The sequence below is a fragment of the Pontixanthobacter sp. CEM42 genome (assembly GCF_017812015.1).
GTDB lineage: Bacteria > Pseudomonadota > Alphaproteobacteria > Sphingomonadales > Sphingomonadaceae > Pontixanthobacter.
In genome coordinates this window covers 489,482-508,912 of the sequence record NZ_JADQTN010000002.1, presented here as the reverse complement: position 1 = coordinate 508,912, position 19,431 = coordinate 489,482, and the positions used below count along the sequence as shown (strand labels likewise).

Annotated in this window: 16 protein-coding genes; 13 read left to right on the top strand and 3 right to left on the bottom strand. The window is 56.9% G+C overall.

Annotated elements, in window-relative coordinates:
* Window positions 1–2: 2 nt before the first annotated feature.
* Both J9777_RS12450 and J9777_RS12445 read right to left on the bottom strand, forming a co-directional pair.
* Complete coding sequence (locus J9777_RS12450; protein WP_209349137.1) at window positions 3–716, bottom strand: polysaccharide biosynthesis/export family protein; 714 nt, start codon at window positions 714–716, stop codon at window positions 3–5.
* A 139-nt stretch (window positions 717–855) separates the two neighbouring features.
* Window positions 856–2,244: an O-antigen ligase family protein gene (locus J9777_RS12445; protein ID WP_209349136.1), complete on the bottom strand. Its 1,389-nt coding sequence runs from the start codon at window positions 2,242–2,244 to the stop codon at window positions 856–858.
* Window positions 2,245–2,480: 236 nt separating this feature from the next.
* Here J9777_RS12445 and J9777_RS12440 point away from each other — a divergent pair, with 236 nt between their 5' ends.
* The 3 genes from J9777_RS12440 to J9777_RS12430 are packed head-to-tail and all read left to right on the top strand — an operon-like array spanning window position 2,481 to window position 6,238.
* Window positions 2,481–3,758, top strand: a complete 1,278-nt coding sequence (locus J9777_RS12440) for a nucleotide sugar dehydrogenase (RefSeq protein WP_348631999.1) — start codon at window positions 2,481–2,483, stop codon at window positions 3,756–3,758.
* Window positions 3,759–3,796: 38 nt separating this feature from the next.
* Window positions 3,797–4,813, top strand: a complete 1,017-nt coding sequence (locus J9777_RS12435) for a polysaccharide pyruvyl transferase family protein (RefSeq protein WP_209349135.1) — start codon at window positions 3,797–3,799, stop codon at window positions 4,811–4,813.
* Window positions 4,814–4,819: 6 nt separating this feature from the next.
* Window positions 4,820–6,238, top strand: coding sequence for a hypothetical protein (locus tag J9777_RS12430; protein ID WP_209349134.1), 1,419 nt, complete (start codon window positions 4,820–4,822; stop codon window positions 6,236–6,238).
* A 16-nt stretch (window positions 6,239–6,254) separates the two neighbouring features.
* Here the strand turns inward: J9777_RS12430 and J9777_RS12425 are convergent, their stop codons facing one another.
* Window positions 6,255–7,466, bottom strand: a complete 1,212-nt coding sequence (locus tag J9777_RS12425) for an EpsG family protein (RefSeq protein ID WP_209349133.1) — start codon at window positions 7,464–7,466, stop codon at window positions 6,255–6,257.
* Here J9777_RS12425 and J9777_RS12420 point away from each other — a divergent pair.
* The 10 genes from J9777_RS12420 to J9777_RS12375 all read left to right on the top strand — a co-directional run bounded on the left by J9777_RS12420 (window position 7,447) and on the right by J9777_RS12375 (window position 19,383).
* Window positions 7,447–8,862, top strand: coding sequence for an alkaline phosphatase family protein (locus tag J9777_RS12420; protein ID WP_209349132.1), 1,416 nt, complete (start codon window positions 7,447–7,449; stop codon window positions 8,860–8,862). The two genes, J9777_RS12425 and J9777_RS12420, sit on opposite strands and share 20 nt — an antisense overlap.
* Window positions 8,863–8,876: 14 nt before the next feature.
* Window positions 8,877–9,656, top strand: coding sequence for a hypothetical protein (locus tag J9777_RS12415; RefSeq protein ID WP_209349131.1), 780 nt, complete (start codon window positions 8,877–8,879; stop codon window positions 9,654–9,656).
* Window positions 9,657–9,662: 6 nt separating this feature from the next.
* Window positions 9,663–10,787, top strand: a complete 1,125-nt coding sequence (locus J9777_RS12410) for a glycosyltransferase (RefSeq protein ID WP_209349130.1) — start codon at window positions 9,663–9,665, stop codon at window positions 10,785–10,787.
* The gene (locus J9777_RS12405) at window positions 10,787–12,121 is read left to right on the top strand and encodes an exo-alpha-sialidase (protein WP_209349129.1); all 1,335 of its coding nucleotides are present in this window, start codon (window positions 10,787–10,789) and stop codon (window positions 12,119–12,121) included. The genes J9777_RS12410 and J9777_RS12405 overlap by 1 nt, the downstream gene beginning before the upstream one ends.
* Before the next feature lie 6 nt (window positions 12,122–12,127).
* Window positions 12,128–14,101, top strand: a complete 1,974-nt coding sequence (asnB, locus tag J9777_RS12400; RefSeq protein WP_209349128.1) for an asparagine synthase (glutamine-hydrolyzing) — start codon at window positions 12,128–12,130, stop codon at window positions 14,099–14,101.
* Window positions 14,050–15,426, top strand: a complete 1,377-nt coding sequence (locus J9777_RS12395; RefSeq protein ID WP_209349127.1) for a polysaccharide biosynthesis C-terminal domain-containing protein — start codon at window positions 14,050–14,052, stop codon at window positions 15,424–15,426. Before asnB ends, J9777_RS12395 begins: the two co-directional genes overlap by 52 nt.
* 69 nt (window positions 15,427–15,495) lie before the next feature.
* Complete coding sequence (locus J9777_RS12390; protein ID WP_209349126.1) at window positions 15,496–16,401, top strand: FkbM family methyltransferase; 906 nt, start codon at window positions 15,496–15,498, stop codon at window positions 16,399–16,401.
* A gap of 37 nt (window positions 16,402–16,438) precedes the next feature.
* Window positions 16,439–17,398 (top strand): KpsF/GutQ family sugar-phosphate isomerase, encoded by a 960-nt coding sequence (locus J9777_RS12385; RefSeq protein ID WP_348631998.1) that lies wholly within the window; start codon window positions 16,439–16,441, stop codon window positions 17,396–17,398.
* A 26-nt stretch (window positions 17,399–17,424) separates the two neighbouring features.
* Window positions 17,425–18,540, top strand: coding sequence for a glycosyltransferase family 4 protein (locus J9777_RS12380; RefSeq protein WP_209349125.1), 1,116 nt, complete (start codon window positions 17,425–17,427; stop codon window positions 18,538–18,540).
* Window positions 18,541–18,576: 36 nt separating this feature from the next.
* On the top strand, window positions 18,577–19,383 hold the full coding sequence (locus J9777_RS12375; protein ID WP_209349124.1) for a 3-deoxy-manno-octulosonate cytidylyltransferase: 807 nt from the start codon (window positions 18,577–18,579) through the stop codon (window positions 19,381–19,383).
* Window positions 19,384–19,431: the final 48 nt, after the last annotated feature.

The window sequence follows — 19,431 nt, the reverse complement described above, 5'->3', positions numbered from 1 at the left end:
GATCATTGGAAGGCGCGATCGATCAGAATCGCGCTCGTCGATAGTAGCGGAATAAACTGCAGAATATTCTCAAGATTACGGCGGCCGACAGAGTCGCCGACCGTGACGATATCACCTGGATAAATCACTGGGTCTTCGTAATTTCCACGCTGGATGGCTTCGATATTGTAGACACCAATATAACGCTGATTATCGACCGTGCGCATTACCAGCACATCATCAACCTTGGCATATTCGGCCAATCCACCCGCATTATTCACCGCACGCAGCAAAGTCTGTGACGTTGCTGCAGGATAGGTTCCAGGGGCGGTCACTTCACCGCCGATTGAAATCGATGGAGCAATCATGCTCGACGGGCGAACGCGAACTTGCGGATTGACCAGATACTCGCCGCGCAGGCGATCAGCGATCATCCGCGCAGTTTGGTTGGGAGTCTTACCGGCTACGAATAAGTCGCCAACAAGCGGGAAGGCAATATAGCCTTCTGCATCAGTCAGGAACGTACCGCTCAGCATTTCCGCGTCTGCCACGGTAATTTCAAGCTGCTCCTGCTTGCCAACAGTATATGGCATTACCCCGGAAGGAGCAGGGAGCTGTGATAAAGCAGCGACTTCGATATTGGGCGCGAGGCCTACCGAGCGATCTTTGGAGGCGCAGCCAGCTAGTGAAAGCGCCATCGCCATCGATACCAGCACCGTTTTGGTCAAACCTGTCATGATGTCCTTCACGTCGCGAGAGCCGTCGCCTTAACCATACGCCCACCATAAGCAAAGAGGTTTTTCCCGGCAATCATCCTATTCGCCTCTGCTTTGTCATGCATATTGAGCCGGTTAGAGCCGCAATGCCATCCCCAAATCACCTGTGTGCAATCGCGGTTGCTCGCTCGACTGACAATATCGCGACTAGCCAAATCGCGATCACCTGAAACAATGGCGTCCTGAGTGGATAGTCGAACAGGCTGGCAAAGATGATGATCGCAAAGGTCGTCAGCCAAAATACAAGCTTGGATAGCCGGTCATGACCGGACCGAACAACATCGCGCATTGCCCGCGCCGCCCACACCAGAAATGCAATCAATATCGCGACAGCAGGCAGGCCGCCCTCGATAATAAGCTGGGCAAGATCGTTATGCGCCTGATTGACGTAAGACGGGAACATCAACGAAGCGGGTTCATGGATATGGTATAGTTCTTCAAAAGAACCGAAACCGGCCCCAAACAAGCCGTAGGTCATCACCATTTCGCGCAGCACCGGAAGCAAGATCCAGCGCAAACCCTCAAACGTACCCGCTTCAGTGACCCGCGCCAGCGCTGGGATGCGGTCAAAGATAGCAAACATTCCAACGATCGCGACCAACCCTATTGCAATGGCGCCAAAGACCAGTCCTGGGCGAACTGGCAAGCGCCCCACTTCGCGCACGTTCGTCTGCTGCTGGTTCTTCCATGCAGTGCGGAATAGGAAGCCACTTGCCGCGACAGCCATAATCGTCGTCAAAAGACCTGCTCTCGAGCCACCGACCAGCGCAACCAGGAGAACAAGTAGGTAGACCGCTCCAAGCAAGAAGCGCTGCCATGGGCGATTGATGGCAAACGCCGCGCTGGTCATCACATAGGCTATGACCAGCAGCGTCAACGCGGCGAAAACTGCGCTGTGATTGTGGTTTGCGAAGAACCCAACCGCGGATCCAAAGTTAGTGATCTCATAGAAAAACAAGGCACGGCTTTCGCCGCTGACGACTTGCAATATCCCTAGCAGCGCATTGGCAGCACCCAATCCGATCAGGACCAGAAATGGCATCGCACGGCGCGCGCCCATTGCCGCAAAAAGCAGCAATGCGGTACCGGGCAGCAGCAGGCTGAACAGCGCATTATACCCGCGCGAGGGAACCATCGAGATTGGTCGCCAAAGATCGGGTTGCCCTACCTGTGCACCCATAGCAGCAACCGGTTCGCGTCCGGGCAGCGACTGCCAAATTCCGGGCGGAAGCGGAATGAGCTGGATCACCATCCATAGCGCTAGCAGGCCAAGCAGCATCGCCGGCGTTTTGAGATCGGCCAACTTCTCTCGCGAGAAAAAATACAGTGCCGGGATCAGAAACAACGCGGCGAGTGGCCTCAGCACCGTAATCTGCACAGCGTCGTAGCGCGAACTGCCACCCAGCAGCGCCGCGACCACCGCGAAAAGCCCAAGAGCTATCCAGCCATAAGTGAGCGTCGACGTCTGTTGTCCGCGGGCAATTTTCATGAACGGTTCCGGTTCTGCAGCATGACTTTGGCCCCTCCATCTGAATCCGCGCACGCTCTCTTCCGGCAGGCCGCGAGTGTCAAGTCGCAGGTGCGGGCGCGCGCGTCAAATTTTGCTATGGGCCATTGCGGCCTTGACTGACCGCACTGCATCCGTAACGCAGCGGCGCAATCACGAATGCTAGTTTCGCGGACCGATTCTGGACCGCAACAGTGCTTCTCTCAGGAATAGTTCCCATGAATCTTAGTGACGCAAAAATCGCAGTTATCGGACTCGGCTATGTCGGCCTGCCAGTGGCTGTCGAATTCGGAAAAAACCGCGATGTGCTTGGTTTCGATATTCGCGAGGGCCGCGTTGCGCAGCTGCGTGACGGACATGATGAAACGCTGGAAGTCGATGCCGACGAACTGGCGGAAGCGAAGCACCTGGCATTCAGCGCCGATCCCGCAGACCTTCACGATTGCAGCGTGTTTATTGTTACCGTGCCGACCCCTATCGATGGCGCCAACCAGCCCGATCTAACCCCGTTGCTGAAATCTTCTGAGACTGTTGGCAAAGCTCTGAAAAAGGGCAGCGTCGTGATTTACGAATCGACGGTCTATCCCGGCTGCACGCAAAACTATTGTGTCCCGGTACTCGAACGCGTTTCGGGACTCACACACAATGTCGATTTCTTCACCGGTTACAGCCCCGAACGGATCAATCCGGGCGACAAAGAGCGCCGCCTCCCGCTGATTACCAAAATCACGAGCGGGTCGACCCCCGAAGTGGCCGACGCAGTGGACGCGCTTTATGGTGAGATCATCACCGCAGGCACGCATAAAGCCGCTTCGATTGAAGTGGCCGAGGCGGCAAAGGTAATCGAAAACACCCAGCGCGACGTGAACATTGCGCTGATCAACGAACTGGCGATCCTGTTTGAAAAACTGGGGCTCGATACACGCGAGGTTCTCGCTGCAGCAGGTACCAAATGGAACTTCCTACCCTTCACACCCGGCCTAGTGGGTGGGCACTGTATCGGGGTTGATCCGTATTACCTGACCCACCGCGCAGCGCAGGTTGGCTATCACCCTGAAATGATCTTGGCTGGTCGCCGCGTGAATGACGGAATGAGCGCCTATGTAGCCGATCGGGTCGTGCATCTGATGCTCAAAAACCGCGTGCCGGTAGCCGATGCCAAAGTGCTCGTGCTTGGACTGACCTTCAAAGAAAACTGCCCCGATCTGCGCAATTCCAAAGTTGCAGGCGTAATCGAACGGCTCCGCGAATTTAACGCCGATGTCGATGCCTATGATCCTTGGATCGACCATGACGAGGCGGAGCATGAATTTGGCATTCGGCCATTGGCCGATGCGCCTGCCGAGGGTGTGTATGACGCCGTTATTCTCGCAGTCGGACATCACCAATTCGCCGACATGGGCGCAGACGCTATTCGCGCACTGGGCCATCAAAATGCCGTGTTCTTCGATGCCAAAGGCCTGTTCCCGAAAGACCAAAGCGACGGGCGTTTGTGACGGAGGCTACCGCGCCATCTACTGACCGGGACACGCCCATGATAGACGCGGTTCTTCTCAATGACACGCGGATTGACCGCCATCACGGTTGCACAACCGTGATCGAAACCATGGACACGCTCGCCGCACGTTCGGGCATCCGCTATACTGCTAAAAGTCCCGCTCACAGTGATTGGTGTAGCGATACAGCGATCACCAACGCTATCGAGAGGGCAGATCTAGTCGTCATCAACGGCGAAGGCACAATCCATCACGACCGGCCTGCCGGGATCAAACTATTGGAGGCCGGAGAATTCGCCAAGAAGCATGGCACCAAGGCTGCTCTGATCAACTCGACCTGGCAAGCAAACAGCGCGGACGCGCTTAGGGCGCTTGAGCATTTCGACATTGTGACTGTACGCGAAAGCGCCAGTCAAGCGGAACTCACTTCGCATGGCATCGAAGCGCGGCGCATTCCCGATCTCGCGCTGTTCCATCAACCGCTTCAAGCAGAAACACGGACCGGTGTCGGCTATTGCGATAGCGTGCAGGGGCCAAAGGCATTGGCGCTCTACAAGCAAATGTGGGCGGCAAAGGCCGAACCATTGCCGCTGGTCCAACTTGATCTTGAGCCGATGACTACACTGCGGTGGTTGCTTCGCTTTGGTCAGAGCAAGAGCGCGATCTTCAATCCGATCCACGCTGCATCCGCCCTCCGGGCGACCTGGCAGGATTACCGCGAGCAGGAAGCGGAGCGCGATGTGACTACCGCTAAAGTCGCCGCGAAAGAGCTGGTCGTAACAGGCCGGTTCCATATGCTGATCTTCTGCCTCGCTGCACGCACCCCGATGCTGGCACTATCCTCCAACACGCATAAGAACGAAGCGACTTTGGCCGATGCCGGGCTGGAGCCATGGCGTTTGGTGGTATCACCGCAGGACCTCGACGCCGAGATTCTTGCGCGATCCGCACAATGGCATGGTGACGAGGCGCAGAATCTCGACCGCTTCCTCTCTGAAGGTCGCTCGGCAATGGAAACACTGTTCAAGGACCTGGCAACTTTGGCTACACGCTAAGGACGTATGCAAACACCGCAGGACATCACGGCCCGGGTCAGCGCAATGGTCGGCGAAGTATCCGATCCACTCTGGCGTTTTGAACTGGCAGCGCTGGCAACGCAGAACGGTGCACAAGAACGCACGCCAAGCAGCATCTTTATTAGCGCGATTGCACAGATTGCAGCGTTTAAATTGGCTATCGCCACGCTAGGATGGTTGATCCTGCGTCATGGAGGGTCGTCGCCACGGCTTGCTCAAACCCACCTCGCAACTGCGGAAACAATTGCCGCAATCCATGGCGAAGATACCACGCGCACGCGCCATCTATGCGGCGCTTTGCGAGAAAATCAGCAAGCGCACCCTCAAAGCCGAATTCCGATCGTACAATTGGGACGCCCCGCTGCATCGATCACAGATACAAAGGTTCTGCTCGATCTACAGAGCGATCTAACGGAATGTGTCATGATGCGCCCGCTGTCCTTTGGCAGTTATCTGACCGCATTCCCAAAGATGCTCGGGCAAATGTTCGCGAGCATCGGCCAAGTCTCGCGATATCGCGGCGCCATTCCCTTTCGTGAACGCGTAGCTGTCGCCTATCGCATGGTGCAGGGCGCCGCCTATGCGAAGTGGTGGGGCCAAGCCTCACGAGGTTCTGCGGTGAGGCACGCGCTGTTTGGCCACACCGGAAATGCGGATAGCTCTCAGCTAGAGCAAGCCATGCAGGCGCGCGGCACTATAACTGCACATATTGTCCACGGGACCAATGTGGGCTGGCCCTTTGCCGGCCTATCCGACATCGCGATCTTTCCCAGCGGCGCGGATGCCCGATTAGGGGCTTCTCTGCCCGCCTATGGTCGCACGACCGCACTTCCCTTGCCGCGACCTGCTGTGTCCGTCGGCGACGGCAGTTGGGCGCTGCTGACGTCGTACACTCACTTACAACACCCTGCCTATCACAAGAATGGTGCCGACGCCGATATTGCTCTCGTCAATATGGTTTGCAAAGCAGCGCAAGCCCTTGGTCAAGAGCCGGCCAGAGTATTTTGGAGGCCACACCCGCAAATCGACATGGTCGATCTTGCTGAAAAGGCGCGGTTAGAAAATGCCATCGCCGAGGCGGGCTTCACACGCTGGCCAGACGATTGGCCCTATGAGCGGCTAAGCGAGTTCTCCGCCGCCATAACATCGCCATCCACAGTACTTTCAGATGCGTTGAGGCTCGGTCAACCCGCGATTGTCGCAAGCCTTACGCCACTGCAGAGCGACCTGCTCTACGCCGCGCACCCGCTGCTCATCAAAGACCGCGAGGGGTTACTCGTTGCACTGGAGCGCGTGCTAGATTCTTCGCAGCGAAACGCCACGTTCAATCATGCTTGGTCGGCAATCAACCCCGGCGCGAAGCCCCAAATTCGATCAATAATCGACGCGATTGAAGAGCGCTAAGACTGCGCGGCAACAATCAATTCAAAACGCCAGTTTCCCATTCAAAAATATCGATCATGAGAAAATTGTCATATGGGAAGTGTGCGATGGCGTTGGCCGAGAAAGTTAGCCACGCCACCATCTGAGCGACAAACACAATGGCAAGACCAAGCAGAATCAAAGGCCTATTTTTCTCTTGAAACATGTACGGCACGGCTGAGAAAACAAACATCGTCATGGGGAAAACGTAGATCAGCGCGCGGGCTGTCGCCACGGGGAAAAAGTACCCCAATGGCGTCAGAAGTAATGCAAAAATGGCCATTTGGAAAACCAACCGATTTCCGAATAATATATGCCGTTTGCGCCACAGCAACGGCAGAGCCAGTGCAGGCGTGACAGTAAGAAGCATTTGCAGATATGACCCGCTAGACTGTGCGTATTCCTCCTGTGACAGATATGTCTCCTGAGCATAGTCGAGCCGTCCGGTCTGGCTCAAAATGTAAATAATCACGACGCCTGCTAGCGCGGCAGCAAAATATTTCACGACCTTGGGCATTTTCAGATCCAGCCCAACGAACAGCATAAATATCAGCGCACTTACGTGGAAGCAGGAAGCCAAAGCGATTACTGCGAGCTTGGCAATGGGAGTCGCCCTGTTCCAATGCGCAAAAATGAGCATGAGTATGCCGGCAGCCAGCGCTTGCCGATTGGCAGACATCGCCACCACGACGGTGAAAAACGGGATCCCGGCAAGCAGTGCTAGCCGGGGCGTCGGGCAACGCCGCGCAAACGCCACTAGACCTGCCGCAAAAATCGCTGCTGTCACAAGATTGGCAAAATAGATGCCGATGCCTGACAGCGAAGAAATATAGAGAAGCAACGCGTAGCCAGGCTCGGCTATGTCAAAGATCGATCCGCTATGCGAACTCCAGGCAACCGCGCCCATTTGCCGCAGATAGTTGTTCCAATCCATTCCAACATGGTGACGCAATCCGACGAACACCGTAATCACTGCAAAGCATGTGGCTGCCCAGACGGAAGAGATCGTTTGCCTTCGCACCCCCATTGCCGAAACCGTGAAAAAAAGAATGAATGCAAGATATGGCCACATGGCGGTCTTTGGCTTTCGTGCTTTAGGGGCTTTGCTTCGGTTAGATGCTTCCCTATGAACGCGCCAACCCGCGAAAACAACGTCACACTTTTTGATCGCCGCACAGCAGGAGCACCCCATGCGCGCTGCCAAGACCATTTTTTATGAGCTGAACGAAGTTCCAAAGAGAATTTTCGAGCATTTTGCTGCGATGGACGGTTTTGATGGCCTAAAGCGATTGCAAGCGCATGCTCGCAAGTATGTCACCGTCGCCGAGGATACAGGCCACCTTTCACCGTGGATTACTTGGCCGACACTTCATCGCGGAATTAGCAATGAAGAGCACGAGATCTCTGACTTCGGTATGGACCTGAGTCACGTCGATCGCGAGTTCCCATCGATTTGGCGCTTGTTGCAGCGGGGCGGGAAAAAGGTCGGGATGTTCGGATCACTCCACTCATATCCGCTCCCCGAGGAAGTTGAGGATTACGCATTCTACGTTCCCGACACATTTGCGGCGGGCCCGGAATGCTTCCCGGCGGATTTCGAGGCTTTTCAGAAGTTCAATCTGTCCATGGTTCAGCAAAATGCTTTGAACGTGAACAATAAATTGCCGCTCCTCGGTGCTGCAGAGTTCCTCGCCAAGGCGCCCGGATTAGGCCTAAGCGGAGCAACAGTAGGTAAAGTTGCAAAGCAGCTCGCTTCTGAGCGCGTCAATAAGGACCGCGTGGTTCGCCGCCGGACGACGCAGGGGCAAATTGCGTTTGATTTCTTCATCAACGCCGTTCGCAAGAACCGTCCGGATGCCGCTTTCTATTTTACCAATCACGTCGCCTCGTCGATGCACCGCTATTGGCCAGCATTGTTCCCGCAAGATTATGAGCAGGGCCGCTTCGCGCCGGAATGGTCGCAGCAGTGGGGGGGTGAGATTCCTTTCGCCATCAAAGAGGCAGACAGCCAGATCCGCCGTTTGATGGATTTTTGCGACAAGCACAGCGAGTATCAATTGGTTGTCACCAGCAGCATGGGGCAGGCCGCGGTTGACGACCGCAAGCCCGTCAACACGGCAGTTACAATCTCCAGCCTTTCTAACCTTATGTCGTCCCTCGGCCTGTCGGACGATGAGTGGAGCCGCCGGCCATCTATGGCGCCCCAATATAATGTCCTGGTTGCGGATTCGGCTCGTGATCGTCTCAAACAAAAATTGGGCGCCCTGAATATCAATGGCCATCACATTGTGGTCGATGAATTGGGATCGGGTATCTTGCGGCTCGAACTGAAGGCCGAGAATCTGGAAGCGCTTGAAGTTGATTTCGAAGGTGAGCGGATTGACCCCGCTGCGTTCGGGCTCAAAAACCTTGAGTTACAGGACGCCGCCGGCGCCAATGCCTATCACATCCCGGATGGGATTATGCTGATCTACGATCCAGCAAAATTGGCCGATAATGAGAGCTTCGAAGAACATCGGATATCAACTGTGGAAGTCGCTCCATCGATACTAAAAACTTTCGATATCGAGCGGCCGAATTACATGGCGTCAGCTCAGGCATTTTAACAAGGGACTGAGCTGTGGCCCAACCCATATATCGTCGTTCCGGAAAGATATGGCTGCTTCTCGCGTGCCTGATAGCTCCGCTGCCATCGTTCCTTAAACGCCCGCTTTATCGTGGGCTGTTTGGCTATCATATCGGCAAGCGCGTTCGGATTGGTCTGAGCGTTATCATCGCTGGCGAATGCACGATCAAGGACGATGCAAAGATCGGCCACTTCAACCTATTCCTGCACAATGGACGGCTTGAAATAGGCAGTCTGGCACTGATCCGGTTTGGTAACATCATCCGCGGCGGACGCTGTGTAGTTATAGCCGATCGCTGTCTGATTGATCGTTTTAATGAGATCAATTCCATCATTGACCCGGAAGTGGACGCATTGCCCGTCGCGGCGGACTCATTGGCTGGGACGTTTGAGGCCGGGCCAAATACCGTAATAACCGCGCAGCATAAGATAGATTTCACTGGCGGCGTAAGCTTCGGCGAGAGCGTGATCTTGGGTGGGCGGCTCTCAAGTTTATGGACTCACAATCGCCAGGCGGATGGCGCAATCACGGTGGGCCGCAACACCTATCTTGGTTCTGGACTGCAGATGGTGCCACACTCTTCAATCGGTGAATATTGCGTCGCGGGAATCGGGACCGTCGTTACCAAGCCACTCGCCGGGGATTACTCGTTAATTGGGGGAGTGCCGGCGAAAATCATCAAGCCGCTTGATGATGACCAAAAGATACTTGTGACCTATCCGACTCGGCCCGAACTGGAGGGTGTCGACGATACTCTCCCGACGGCAAGCTAGACGGTCATGCGGCTGCTCTTCGCAATCAAGGGGCTCGTTATCGCGGGCGGCGGGGCCGAACGCGTATTCGTTGATGTGGTGAATGCCCTGGCTCAGCGCGGGCATGACGTGCACGTCGCAACCTTCGACCGGTCAGACCAGCCGCTGTTCTACGATCTTGATCCTACGATACCGGTCCATCGTTTTGGAGCTGGCGACCCTGGGGTGCGGACCCCTCGCTCCAGCATGCCCAAAGTTGTGCTCGGGATTCGCAAGCTCGCGAAAGAACTGAAACCCGATGCAGCGATAGCCTTTATGCACTCCACCTATGTTCCGGTGGCATTCGGACTGCTTGGGACAGGCATTCCGATGATCCTTAGCGAGCATACCGCCGGCGCGCATTTTGAAGACCGGCGTTTACAATTGGCGCTAACCCGGCTGACCCAGCGCCTGTCCTATGCCAAAACTGTTGTGTCACCGGTAATTCGTGATGAGCACCCAGAGGCCTATCGGCGCAATCTGGTAGTGCTACCAAATCCGGTACCGATGGACGCCTTTGCGCCCGCAAAAGATGTCACGCCCGAGAAAGTCGTTCTCTGCGTCGGCGGATTGCGCGTCGAAAAGGGCCAAGGCGTATTGATCGAAGCTTTCGAAAGAATTGCGGGCGATTGTCCGAATTGGCACCTGCGATTTGTCGGAGACGGCGTAACGCGACCTGAAATTGAGACGCAGATCGCCGCATCGCCATTTGCCGATCAGATTGAACTTCCCGGCGTCCTGCGTGACGTGCCGAGCGAATACGCCAAGGCTGCCTTCGTCGTTGTACCTTCACGCTACGAATCGCTCTCCATGGTCGCGATCGAGGCCATGGCGAGCAGCCGCGCTGTGATAGGCTTTTCCGACTGCGCTGGCCCGACGGCCCTTATCAAAGACGGCGCGAATGGCTTGCTAGTTGACCCCGGACAGGATCGTGTTGGCGCACTGGCGGCAGCGCTCAAGCATCTGATCGACAACCCCGAAGAGTGTCACCAAATGGGCTCCCGCGCACCTCAAACCGTAACGGCGTACTCATCCAAACATGTGGTCGGCCAATGGGAGGCGCTGTTACAGGCTGCGGCAGCCAATCAACCTGTTCCCACGGGGAACGCATAATGCCAGAACAGGCGAAACGATCCATTTGGGCGCTGCTTTTCCGTATCGCATTGATTGCAGCATTATTGCTGGCCGCATTGGTTGGCTGGTATGTAACTGGCCCTGCCAGTGCGGTGCCCTATATCAATCGGGATGGCGTCCCCGAAAGTGCATGGCCCGAATTGACAGCGACCACGGTCCAAGACCTGCCACTCAGCTGCTCATTCGTCGCCCGCGATATTACCGATCCCGAGACCGGAAAACGCCCGCATCGTAACCACACATACCTCGCGAAGCATGACGGACAGTATTTTATCATGTTCAGCTATTGGTACGGCGCAGAGGACAAGCCCGGCCAGGTGATCCGCTATGCGATCTCTGACGACGGAATGGCATGGTCCGAGCCAAAACTTCTCGCCAGCCCGAAAGAGGGTCACGGTCTCGTCGCACGCGGCTTTGCGCAGCGCGATGGCAAGCTGTTTGGCCAATATGCCACACATGACGGCAAGGGTGTGTTTCAGGACATTCAGGAAGAAACTGGCAATTCTCTCGCCATGATTGAGGCCGAATGGCTGGGCGCAGAGAATGGCTGGGGACCTGAACGCGCGATGCTGGACGGCTACATCAATAACTACCCTGCGCGAACATTCGACGGCCAGCTGGCCATGGGTCTGCGCGACCGGTTCCGCCAAACCTACCTAGGCACCAGCGATGATGACGGCCAGACTTGGCAAATTAGCGCACGAATGCCGGTGCCCGACTTGCCCGATGACGGAGAGCAAGGTCTGGTGCTGCCTGACGAGCCGATTATCGCTGACTACGCGGACGGCGAAGCGACAGTCATGCTCCGCAATAACAGTCCATGGGACGGCCGACTATGGGCGGCAAATCTTGGTGCAGACGATGCGTGGTCGCAGCCTTATCCGCTGGCCTTTCCGTCGGACACGTCAAAGTTTTTCCCGTTCAAATTGGCCGGCGGGACCACTGCTATGGTGGGCAATTTTGACCCCACCGTGCGCCGCGCCTTGATGCACATCGCGCTGAGCGACGATGGCAAAAATTACGACCGACTTTATCGACTGGCGCTCGATGGCCAATACGGCAATTTCCGCTGGCGGTCGCCGCAATATCCGCATGTTATTGTCGATGGCGACACCATGTTGCTCGGCGCGTCCTATGGGAAATACGCGATTACCGTGTGCAAAGCACCAGCGACCGCGGCAGCCCTAGAGGAGCAATCCGAGTTTAAGCTGGTACCGCGGCTCGCACAGGGTATTTGCAGCAAAAACCATCCGCAGTTCCTGCGCCGACTGTTTGGCTATATGGGCTGTGTCGAACATTTCGTGTGGGGATAGCCTAGCATGTGCGGCCTGACAGGCGTTTTCGGACCGATAGATCAGCTAAATGGGGGTGACTATACATCGCTGACCAAGGCGATGTCTGACGCCATCGCACATCGCGGACCCGACGCAGAAGGCCTGTGGGTCGATGAGGAAGCGCAAATTGCGCTGGGGCATCGGCGGCTCTCTATCCTCGATCTGTCACCGGCCGGTGCCCAACCCATGCAATCGCAGAACGAGCGCTTCGCACTCGCGCTGAACGGCGAGATTTACAACTTCATCGAGCTGCGAGAGCAATTGGAAGCCCGCCACGGTGCGATCACATGGCGCGGACACTCAGACACGGAAATCCTGCTCGAGAGCTTTTCCCGCGACGGGATTCAGCCGACGCTGGATTTCCTCGATGGCATGTTCGGCATCGCTCTGTTCGACAAGCAAAAGCGCGCACTGACTCTGATCCGGGACGCTTTCGGCGAGAAACCGTTTTATTACGGTCTGTGCAAGGGCTGCCTGCTTTTCGGTTCGGAAATGCGCACGCTTGAGGCGGTTCCCGGTTTTGCACCGCAAATGAACCTCGATGCACTGGGTGATTTCTTCAAATATTCGTACATCCCGGGAGCGGCATCAATCTGGCAGGGCGTGGCCAAGCTTTCGCCCGCACATCGCATCACAATCCGCCCTGAGGATATTGCTGCTGGCAAATTGCCGGAGCCGCAAGCGTGGTGGGACATGTCCGGCGATGCGCTGACCAGCCGCGATGCAGGGTTTGACGGAACACTCGATCAAGCGATTGACCGCGCCGAAACCTTGATGCGGGCGGGCACTGCACGGCGGATGATTTCTGACGTACCGCTGGGCGCATTCCTTTCTGGCGGGATCGATTCCTCGCTGACGGTCGCGATGATGCAAGCGGGTGCAAGCACGCCGGTCCGCACTTTCTCTATAGGGATGGCCGAGGACGGTTTTGACGAGTCTCCTGCGGCCAAAGCAGTGGCCGAACATCTGGGCACCGATCACACCGAACTGGTGCTGACACCAAAGCAGGTACAGGACGCCGTTCCCACTATCTCTGGCGTTCATGACGAGCCGTTTGCCGATTCAAGCCAAGTACCGACATTCCTCGTCGCACAAATGGCGCGGCGCGATGTGACAGTGGCGCTATCGGGTGATGGCGGGGACGAGATATTTGGCGGCTATAATCGCTATTTCCAAGGACCGCGCGTATGGGCCAATGCCTCGCGCCTTCCAGGCCCCTTGCGGCGATTAGCTGGCGGCGCTTTGGCGAGCATTCCGGGCGGCTTGGTCAATGGGGCGGTACGCCTCGCTGGATCGCTCGCGCCGAAAGAACTGGCCGCAGGACGTCCGGCCGAAAAACTCCAAAAGCTCGCCCGCGTTATGGCGATGCCCAATGAAGCATCGTTTCATGATCGGCTGCTGGCCACATCGGATGATCCTCTGTCCATCATGGCAAAAGAGGTCAGTCTTTCCGCCCTCCCGAGCGCCTTGGACACGAGGGCTACCGGCCTATCCTTCGCCGAACGCGCGATGCTAGTCGACACTGCTACATACATGCCAGACGATGTACTAGTTAAGGTTGACCGCGCCGCGATGGCTGTCGCGCTGGAAACCCGCACACCCTATTTAGACCGGGATCTGTTCCGCTTTGCGTGGAGCCTGCCTGCGGAAATGCGCTATGGCAGCGGCGAAGGCAAAACACTGCTGCGCGAATTGCTGTATCGTCATGTGCCCCGCCAATTGGTGGATCGCCCCAAGGCCGGTTTTGCTATTCCGGTTGGGCGCTGGCTGCGTACAGGCTTGCGTGATTGGGCTGAGAGCGAACTGTCAGAGGTTGCACTTAAAGAGAGCGGCCTTCTCAATGCTGCGACCATCCGGCAACGCTGGTCCGAGCATCTTTCGGGCAAGCGCGATCACGAAACGATGCTGTGGAACGTGCTGATGTTCCAGGCGTGGCGATGCAGGCAATCGAGCCGCTGATGCTGCGCAAGCTGATCAAACAATCGCTCTCGGTCGCGGGGTTGCGGATCGTCGGTACGGGCCTATCGGTCGGCGTCTCAATTGGCATCGCGCGACTGTTCGGCGCGGAGGCGCTAGGGGTCTATGCCTATTGCATCGCTTTGTTGGGCCTCGCCGCCGTTCCGATCTCCAACGGCTGGTCTGCAATGGTGCTTCGCGCAGTATCCAAAGAGGGTATTGTCAGCGGTACCGCGCGCGCAATGACATGGATGGGTGCAGGCGGCGCTTTGATTATGGCGATCCTTGCCGGGACCATGGGCTTGATCGCGATTGATCTGGCGCAAACCGAGGTGGCCGTACTGCTCAAACCGATTGCGTTGCCCGTTGTCGGTCTGATCGCTTTTACACTGTTGTGCGATCAGATTTCGGCAATGCGGATGGCTTCCATCCGGGGCGTTGATCGGCCTGCTGTCGCGCAGATTCCCGAAGTTCTCGTCAGACCATTGCTGCTCCTCAGCGGCATGTTCCTTGGCTGGCATTTCTACGGTGTACGCGGCACTGAATACGATCTGCCGATGATTTTTGCTGCGCTGGCGCTGGCAGCTTTGATTGCCTTCGCCATTGGGCAAGTGGTTATGATGGTTATCACTGAACGCCAACCGCGTGTTGAAGTGACAAATGAGCAACGCAAGTCCTGGATTGCCAGTGCAGCCGCACTAGCGGGTAGCGCCGGACTGGTGCAGCTCAATGGCTATGTCGACATGCTGCTGCTGGGTAGTTTCGCTCCTGCCGCCGATGTTGGACTGTACCGGGCGGCGCTGCAGATCGCGATGCTGGCGAGTTTTGGCTATATCGCGCTCAACATGCTCGCGGGGCAGCGGTTCTCTAACTTCCTCGCCAAGAATGACCGCGAAAGTGTAGCGCGCACAGCCACCTTGCTCGCGCGGCTGGCACTGCTTAGCGCAATCCCGTTGCCGCTCATCATCTGGTTCTTCGGGCCGGAACTGCTCTCGCTGCTATTTGGCGCGGAATTCTCAGGGTCGGCAACGCCTGCCCTCATCATCGCCATCGGCTTCTGCTTCAGCGCATCCATCGGCATGGCGCACTCGCTGCTCATTATGAGCCATTATGAGGTGCTGGCATTGCGACTCACCGCCGTGGCGCTGGCGATCAATGTTACGCTGTGCCTGATTCTGATCCCGCCCTTCGGCCTCGTCGGTGCGGCCTGCGCCAATATGGTCGCGGCGGTGTCGTGGAATGCGCTGCTATGGTGGTTTGCCCGCAAGCATACCGGCTTCGATACCAGCCTGTTGGGTATGCCCGCTAAACCTGCCCCGCAAGCATAGGGCAATTGTCAGCCGCACCGGCAGCCTGTAGGGGCGGCCCGACTATTCCAATCCAAGACAGCGAGCATCATGTCGATCAAACAATCCCTTAAATCCGGAATGCGTTCGGCTTTGGTCAATCCGTGGATCAATGCCGCCGTTCTACCAGTCGCCAAAGCAATGCCAGGCGACACATGGCAAAAGCGCCTGCCCGTGGCGAAGCCGCTTTCCGCACTAGATCTCGGCAAAGACGGCAAAGTGTTTCTGGCACAGCCCGATCGCTGCCATGTTGCTCAGGAAATCTATTGGGGTGAGGGCAAGCTCGATTCCGGCCAAGATCGGTGGGCGCTCGACGCTGCACTGGCATTCGCGCGCCAATCTACCGTATTTCTGGATATCGGTTCTTACACTGGCCTGTTTGCAATTGCGGCAGCCAGGGTGAACCCGAAACTGCAATCCTACGCCTATGAAATCGTTGGCGAGAACTATCTCCTGCTATCTGAGAACATCCTCCACAACGATCTGGCTGCGCGCGTTGAGCCACGCCTCGTCGCGGTTGGCGATGAAGATGGCGCAATCAAGATTCCTTACGCGCAATCGACCGGTCAGCTCGCTTCCTCGGTCGATATCAGCTGGAGCACCGATCACGGCGTGACCGTGCCGATGCGCCGTCTCGATGATTTGCATCTGGATCACGACGGGCCGGTCTCGCTCAAAATCGATGTCGAAGGCTTCGAAATGGAAGTGTTTGACGGCGCGCGCAAATTCCTCGCCAAACATAAACCCGATATGGTCTGCGAAGTACTTCGCCGTGCGAAACGTGTGCCCGAGATGATGGAACTGCTCGGCGGGCTTGGCTATCGCTGGTTCCATATTCGCGAGAACGGCTTTGCCCGCCGCGAAACAATCACCGCAGACAAGCATCGCCGCGATTGGATGATGAGCTGCAAAAGCGACGAAGAACTCACCGCTATGGGCCTGAAGATCGTCGACTGATCCGGGCTATGCCGGTTTGCAATTGAGAGACAAAGAAGTGACAGACAATCCTACTGCTGCCGAGCATGGCGCCCAAGTGATCCGGACAGAGACCGACGCACTCACCCAAATGGCCGACAGCTTAGGCGACGAGTTCGCCAAGGCATGCGATCTGATGGTGGGCACCAATGGCCGTGTGGTCATCTCCGGCATGGGTAAATCGGGCCATATCGGCAACAAGATCGCTGCGACGCTTGCTTCGACCGGTACGCCATCCTTTTTCGTCCACCCAAGCGAAGCCAGCCATGGCGATCTGGGCATGATCACCAAGGATGACGTATGCATCGTGATCTCGAACTCGGGCGAGACCGCTGAACTGCACGGCTTGCTCGCTTACCTGACCCGCTTCGCGATCCCCTTTATCGCCATGACCAAGAAAGCTGACAGCACTCTAGCGCGGCAAAGCACCGTTGCGTTGCTGCTGCCCAATGCACCCGAGGCGTGCAGTGTCGGTATGGCACCGACCACATCGACCACCTGCACGCTCGCGATGGGCGACGCCTTGGCTGTTGCGGTGATGCGGATGAAGGGGTTCGCGAAGGAGGACTTCCACACCTTCCACCCGGGCGGAAAACTCGGTGCGCAATTCGTGCGCGTGCGCGACGTGATGCACACCGGCGATGAGCTGCCGAGCGTTCCAGCCAATATGCCAATGGGCGATGTGCTGGTGGAAATGAGCGCGAAGGGTTTTGGTGTCGCAGGCGTGGTTGCCGATGGCACTCTGCACGGCGTCATCACCGATGGCGATTTGCGCCGCAATCTCGACGGTTTGATGGATCGGAACGCGGGCGAAACCGCGACCACCTCTCCGCAAACCGCTGAGCCCGATATGCTGCTGACCGAAGCGATGGCGGTGATGAATGAACACAACATCAGCGCGCTGCCCGTGCTCGATGATGCGGGTGCATTTGTCGGCCTGATCCATATTCACGACTGCCTGCGCGCAGGCGCAGCCTGAATCTCTCGAAGCGAGGCCGGTAGCCCATGCATATCGTCCTGACCGTCAATGCCAGCTGGAATATCTGGAATTTTCGCCGTCCTGTGGTCGAAGCGCTGCTGGCTGACGGCCACCAGGTTACGATCCTCGCTCCTAAGGATGATACTGCCAAGCAGTTAGAAAGTCTCGGAGCGCGCTTCGTACATCTGGAAATGGATGTAGATGGGCTAAGTCCGGCATCAAGCATCGAGTTGATCGATACGTTCCGTGGTCATTTTCATGCGCTGCAACCGGACATCGTCCTCAGCTATACAGTCAAGAACAACATTTTCGGAGCTATGGCAGCACGAACGCTTGGCATTCCTTTCCTGCCCAATGTCACCGGCCTTGGCACGCTATTCCTCGGGTCCAAACCGCTCTTCCTGATTGGTAAGCTGTTGTACCGGTTCGGAATGGGCGCATTGCCGATCATTTTCGCTCAAAACGACGATGATCGCGATTTTCTGGTCGACAAGAAGCTACTCTACGCTGAACAATTGCGGATGCTTCCGGGCTCGGGAATTGATCTAGAGAGTTTTGCAACCACCCCGCTGCCCGCCTTCAGTGATGGCACCAAGTTCCTGATGATTTCGCGCTTGATCCGCGACAAGGGCACGATGGAATATTGCGAAGCAGCGCGCATCGCTCGCAAAGCAAACCCGGAATGCACATTCCAACTTCTCGGACCAATGGGATCTGCCAACCGCACCGCAATTTCAGAAAGCGAACTCAAACCGTATTTTGAGGATGGTTCCATCGAATATCTCGGTGCCACCGACGATGTGCGCCCCTATGTCGCAGATGCGCATTGCGTTGTTCTGCCATCCTATCGCGAGGGTGCACCGCGTTCACTGATTGAAGCAGCCGCAATGGGCCGTCCCCTGGTCACAACCAACGTTCCCGGCTGCCGCGCCGTAGTCGAGAACGGCAAATCGGGATTGCTGTGCAAAGTGCGTGATGCAAACAGCCTTGCCGAGGCCTGTCTGCAGTTTGCCTCCCTAGACCCGGCCACCCAGCAGGCAATGGGTCATGCAGGTCGCGATCTGATGGCGCGCGAATATGATGTCAGCATCGTCATTGATCGCTATCGCACCGCGATTGCCGAACTGACCGGCTCCGACTAAACGCACCGCACACTGCAAAAACTGGAAAGTCCCACCATGTCCGGCGAAATCCTTATCGTCATTCCCGCCCGCTATGCTTCGCAGCGCTATCCCGGAAAGCCGCTCGCCGAATTGCGCGGAGCCACAGGCACCGCCAAAACGCTTATCGAGCGCAGCTGGGGAGCTGCCAAACGCGTTCCATCGGGCACCCGTGTAGTCGTGGCTTCCGACAGCGATAAAATACTCGATGCAGCCCGGGCATTCGGAGCAGAGGCGATTTTCACCTCATCTGCCTGTCGGAACGGAACCGAGCGCTGCGCCGAACTGCTAGGCACCCTCGACAACGAGCCTGACATCGTCGTGAACTTGCAAGGCGATGCTCCGCTGATTCCCGACTATTTCGTCGAAAGCCTGATTGAAGCGATGCAAGCCGACGCGTCGATCGAAGTGGCGACACCCGTCGTCCGCTGCACCCGCACACTGTATGACAAGCTGGTCGCCGACGAGAAGAAGAACATCGTTGGCGGGACGTTTGGCGCGATCTCCTCGGCTGGAAACGCGCACTATTTCTCCAAGCGAATCATTCCGCATTTCGATGCCGACAAGGCCGACGACAACACTCTGCCGGTGCTCCTGCATATCGGGCTTTACGCATATCGACCGGCGGCGCTGCGCAAATATGTCGCTTGCGAGCCCAGCGCTTTGGAACAACTCGAAGGCCTGGAGCAGTTGCGCTTCCTCGATCTGGACGTCGGTATCCGCACGATCGAAGTACAGTCGCCCGAATGGGAAATCTGGGAGCTCAACAACCCCAGCGATATCCCGCATATCGAGCAATCTCTGAAGATTATGGGCCTCGACTAGCCGCATCTTTGGCCAAGGCGCCCCTCCCGCTCGACGGAACCCATTTTC

Bases quoted from the DNA above. Each gene is read 5' to 3' on its own strand.
- J9777_RS12450 (WP_209349137.1), bottom strand. From the start codon at position 716: ATGACAGGTTTGACCAAAACGGTGCTGGTATCGATGGCGATGGCGCTT.
- J9777_RS12445 (WP_209349136.1), bottom strand. From the start codon at position 2,244: ATGAAAATTGCCCGCGGACAACAGACGTCGACGCTCACTTATGGCTGG.
- J9777_RS12440 (WP_348631999.1), top strand. From the start codon at position 2,481: ATGAATCTTAGTGACGCAAAAATCGCAGTTATCGGACTCGGCTATGTC.
- J9777_RS12435 (WP_209349135.1), top strand. From the start codon at position 3,797: ATGATAGACGCGGTTCTTCTCAATGACACGCGGATTGACCGCCATCAC.
- J9777_RS12430 (WP_209349134.1), top strand. From the start codon at position 4,820: ATGCAAACACCGCAGGACATCACGGCCCGGGTCAGCGCAATGGTCGGC.
- J9777_RS12420 (WP_209349132.1), top strand. From the start codon at position 7,447: ATGCGCGCTGCCAAGACCATTTTTTATGAGCTGAACGAAGTTCCAAAG.
- J9777_RS12425 (WP_209349133.1), bottom strand. From the start codon at position 7,466: ATGGTCTTGGCAGCGCGCATGGGGTGCTCCTGCTGTGCGGCGATCAAA.
- J9777_RS12410 (WP_209349130.1), top strand. From the start codon at position 9,663: ATGCGGCTGCTCTTCGCAATCAAGGGGCTCGTTATCGCGGGCGGCGGG.
- J9777_RS12405 (WP_209349129.1), top strand. From the start codon at position 10,787: ATGCCAGAACAGGCGAAACGATCCATTTGGGCGCTGCTTTTCCGTATC.
- asnB (WP_209349128.1), top strand. From the start codon at position 12,128: ATGTGCGGCCTGACAGGCGTTTTCGGACCGATAGATCAGCTAAATGGG.
- J9777_RS12390 (WP_209349126.1), top strand. From the start codon at position 15,496: ATGTCGATCAAACAATCCCTTAAATCCGGAATGCGTTCGGCTTTGGTC.
- J9777_RS12380 (WP_209349125.1), top strand. From the start codon at position 17,425: ATGCATATCGTCCTGACCGTCAATGCCAGCTGGAATATCTGGAATTTT.
- J9777_RS12375 (WP_209349124.1), top strand. From the start codon at position 18,577: ATGTCCGGCGAAATCCTTATCGTCATTCCCGCCCGCTATGCTTCGCAG.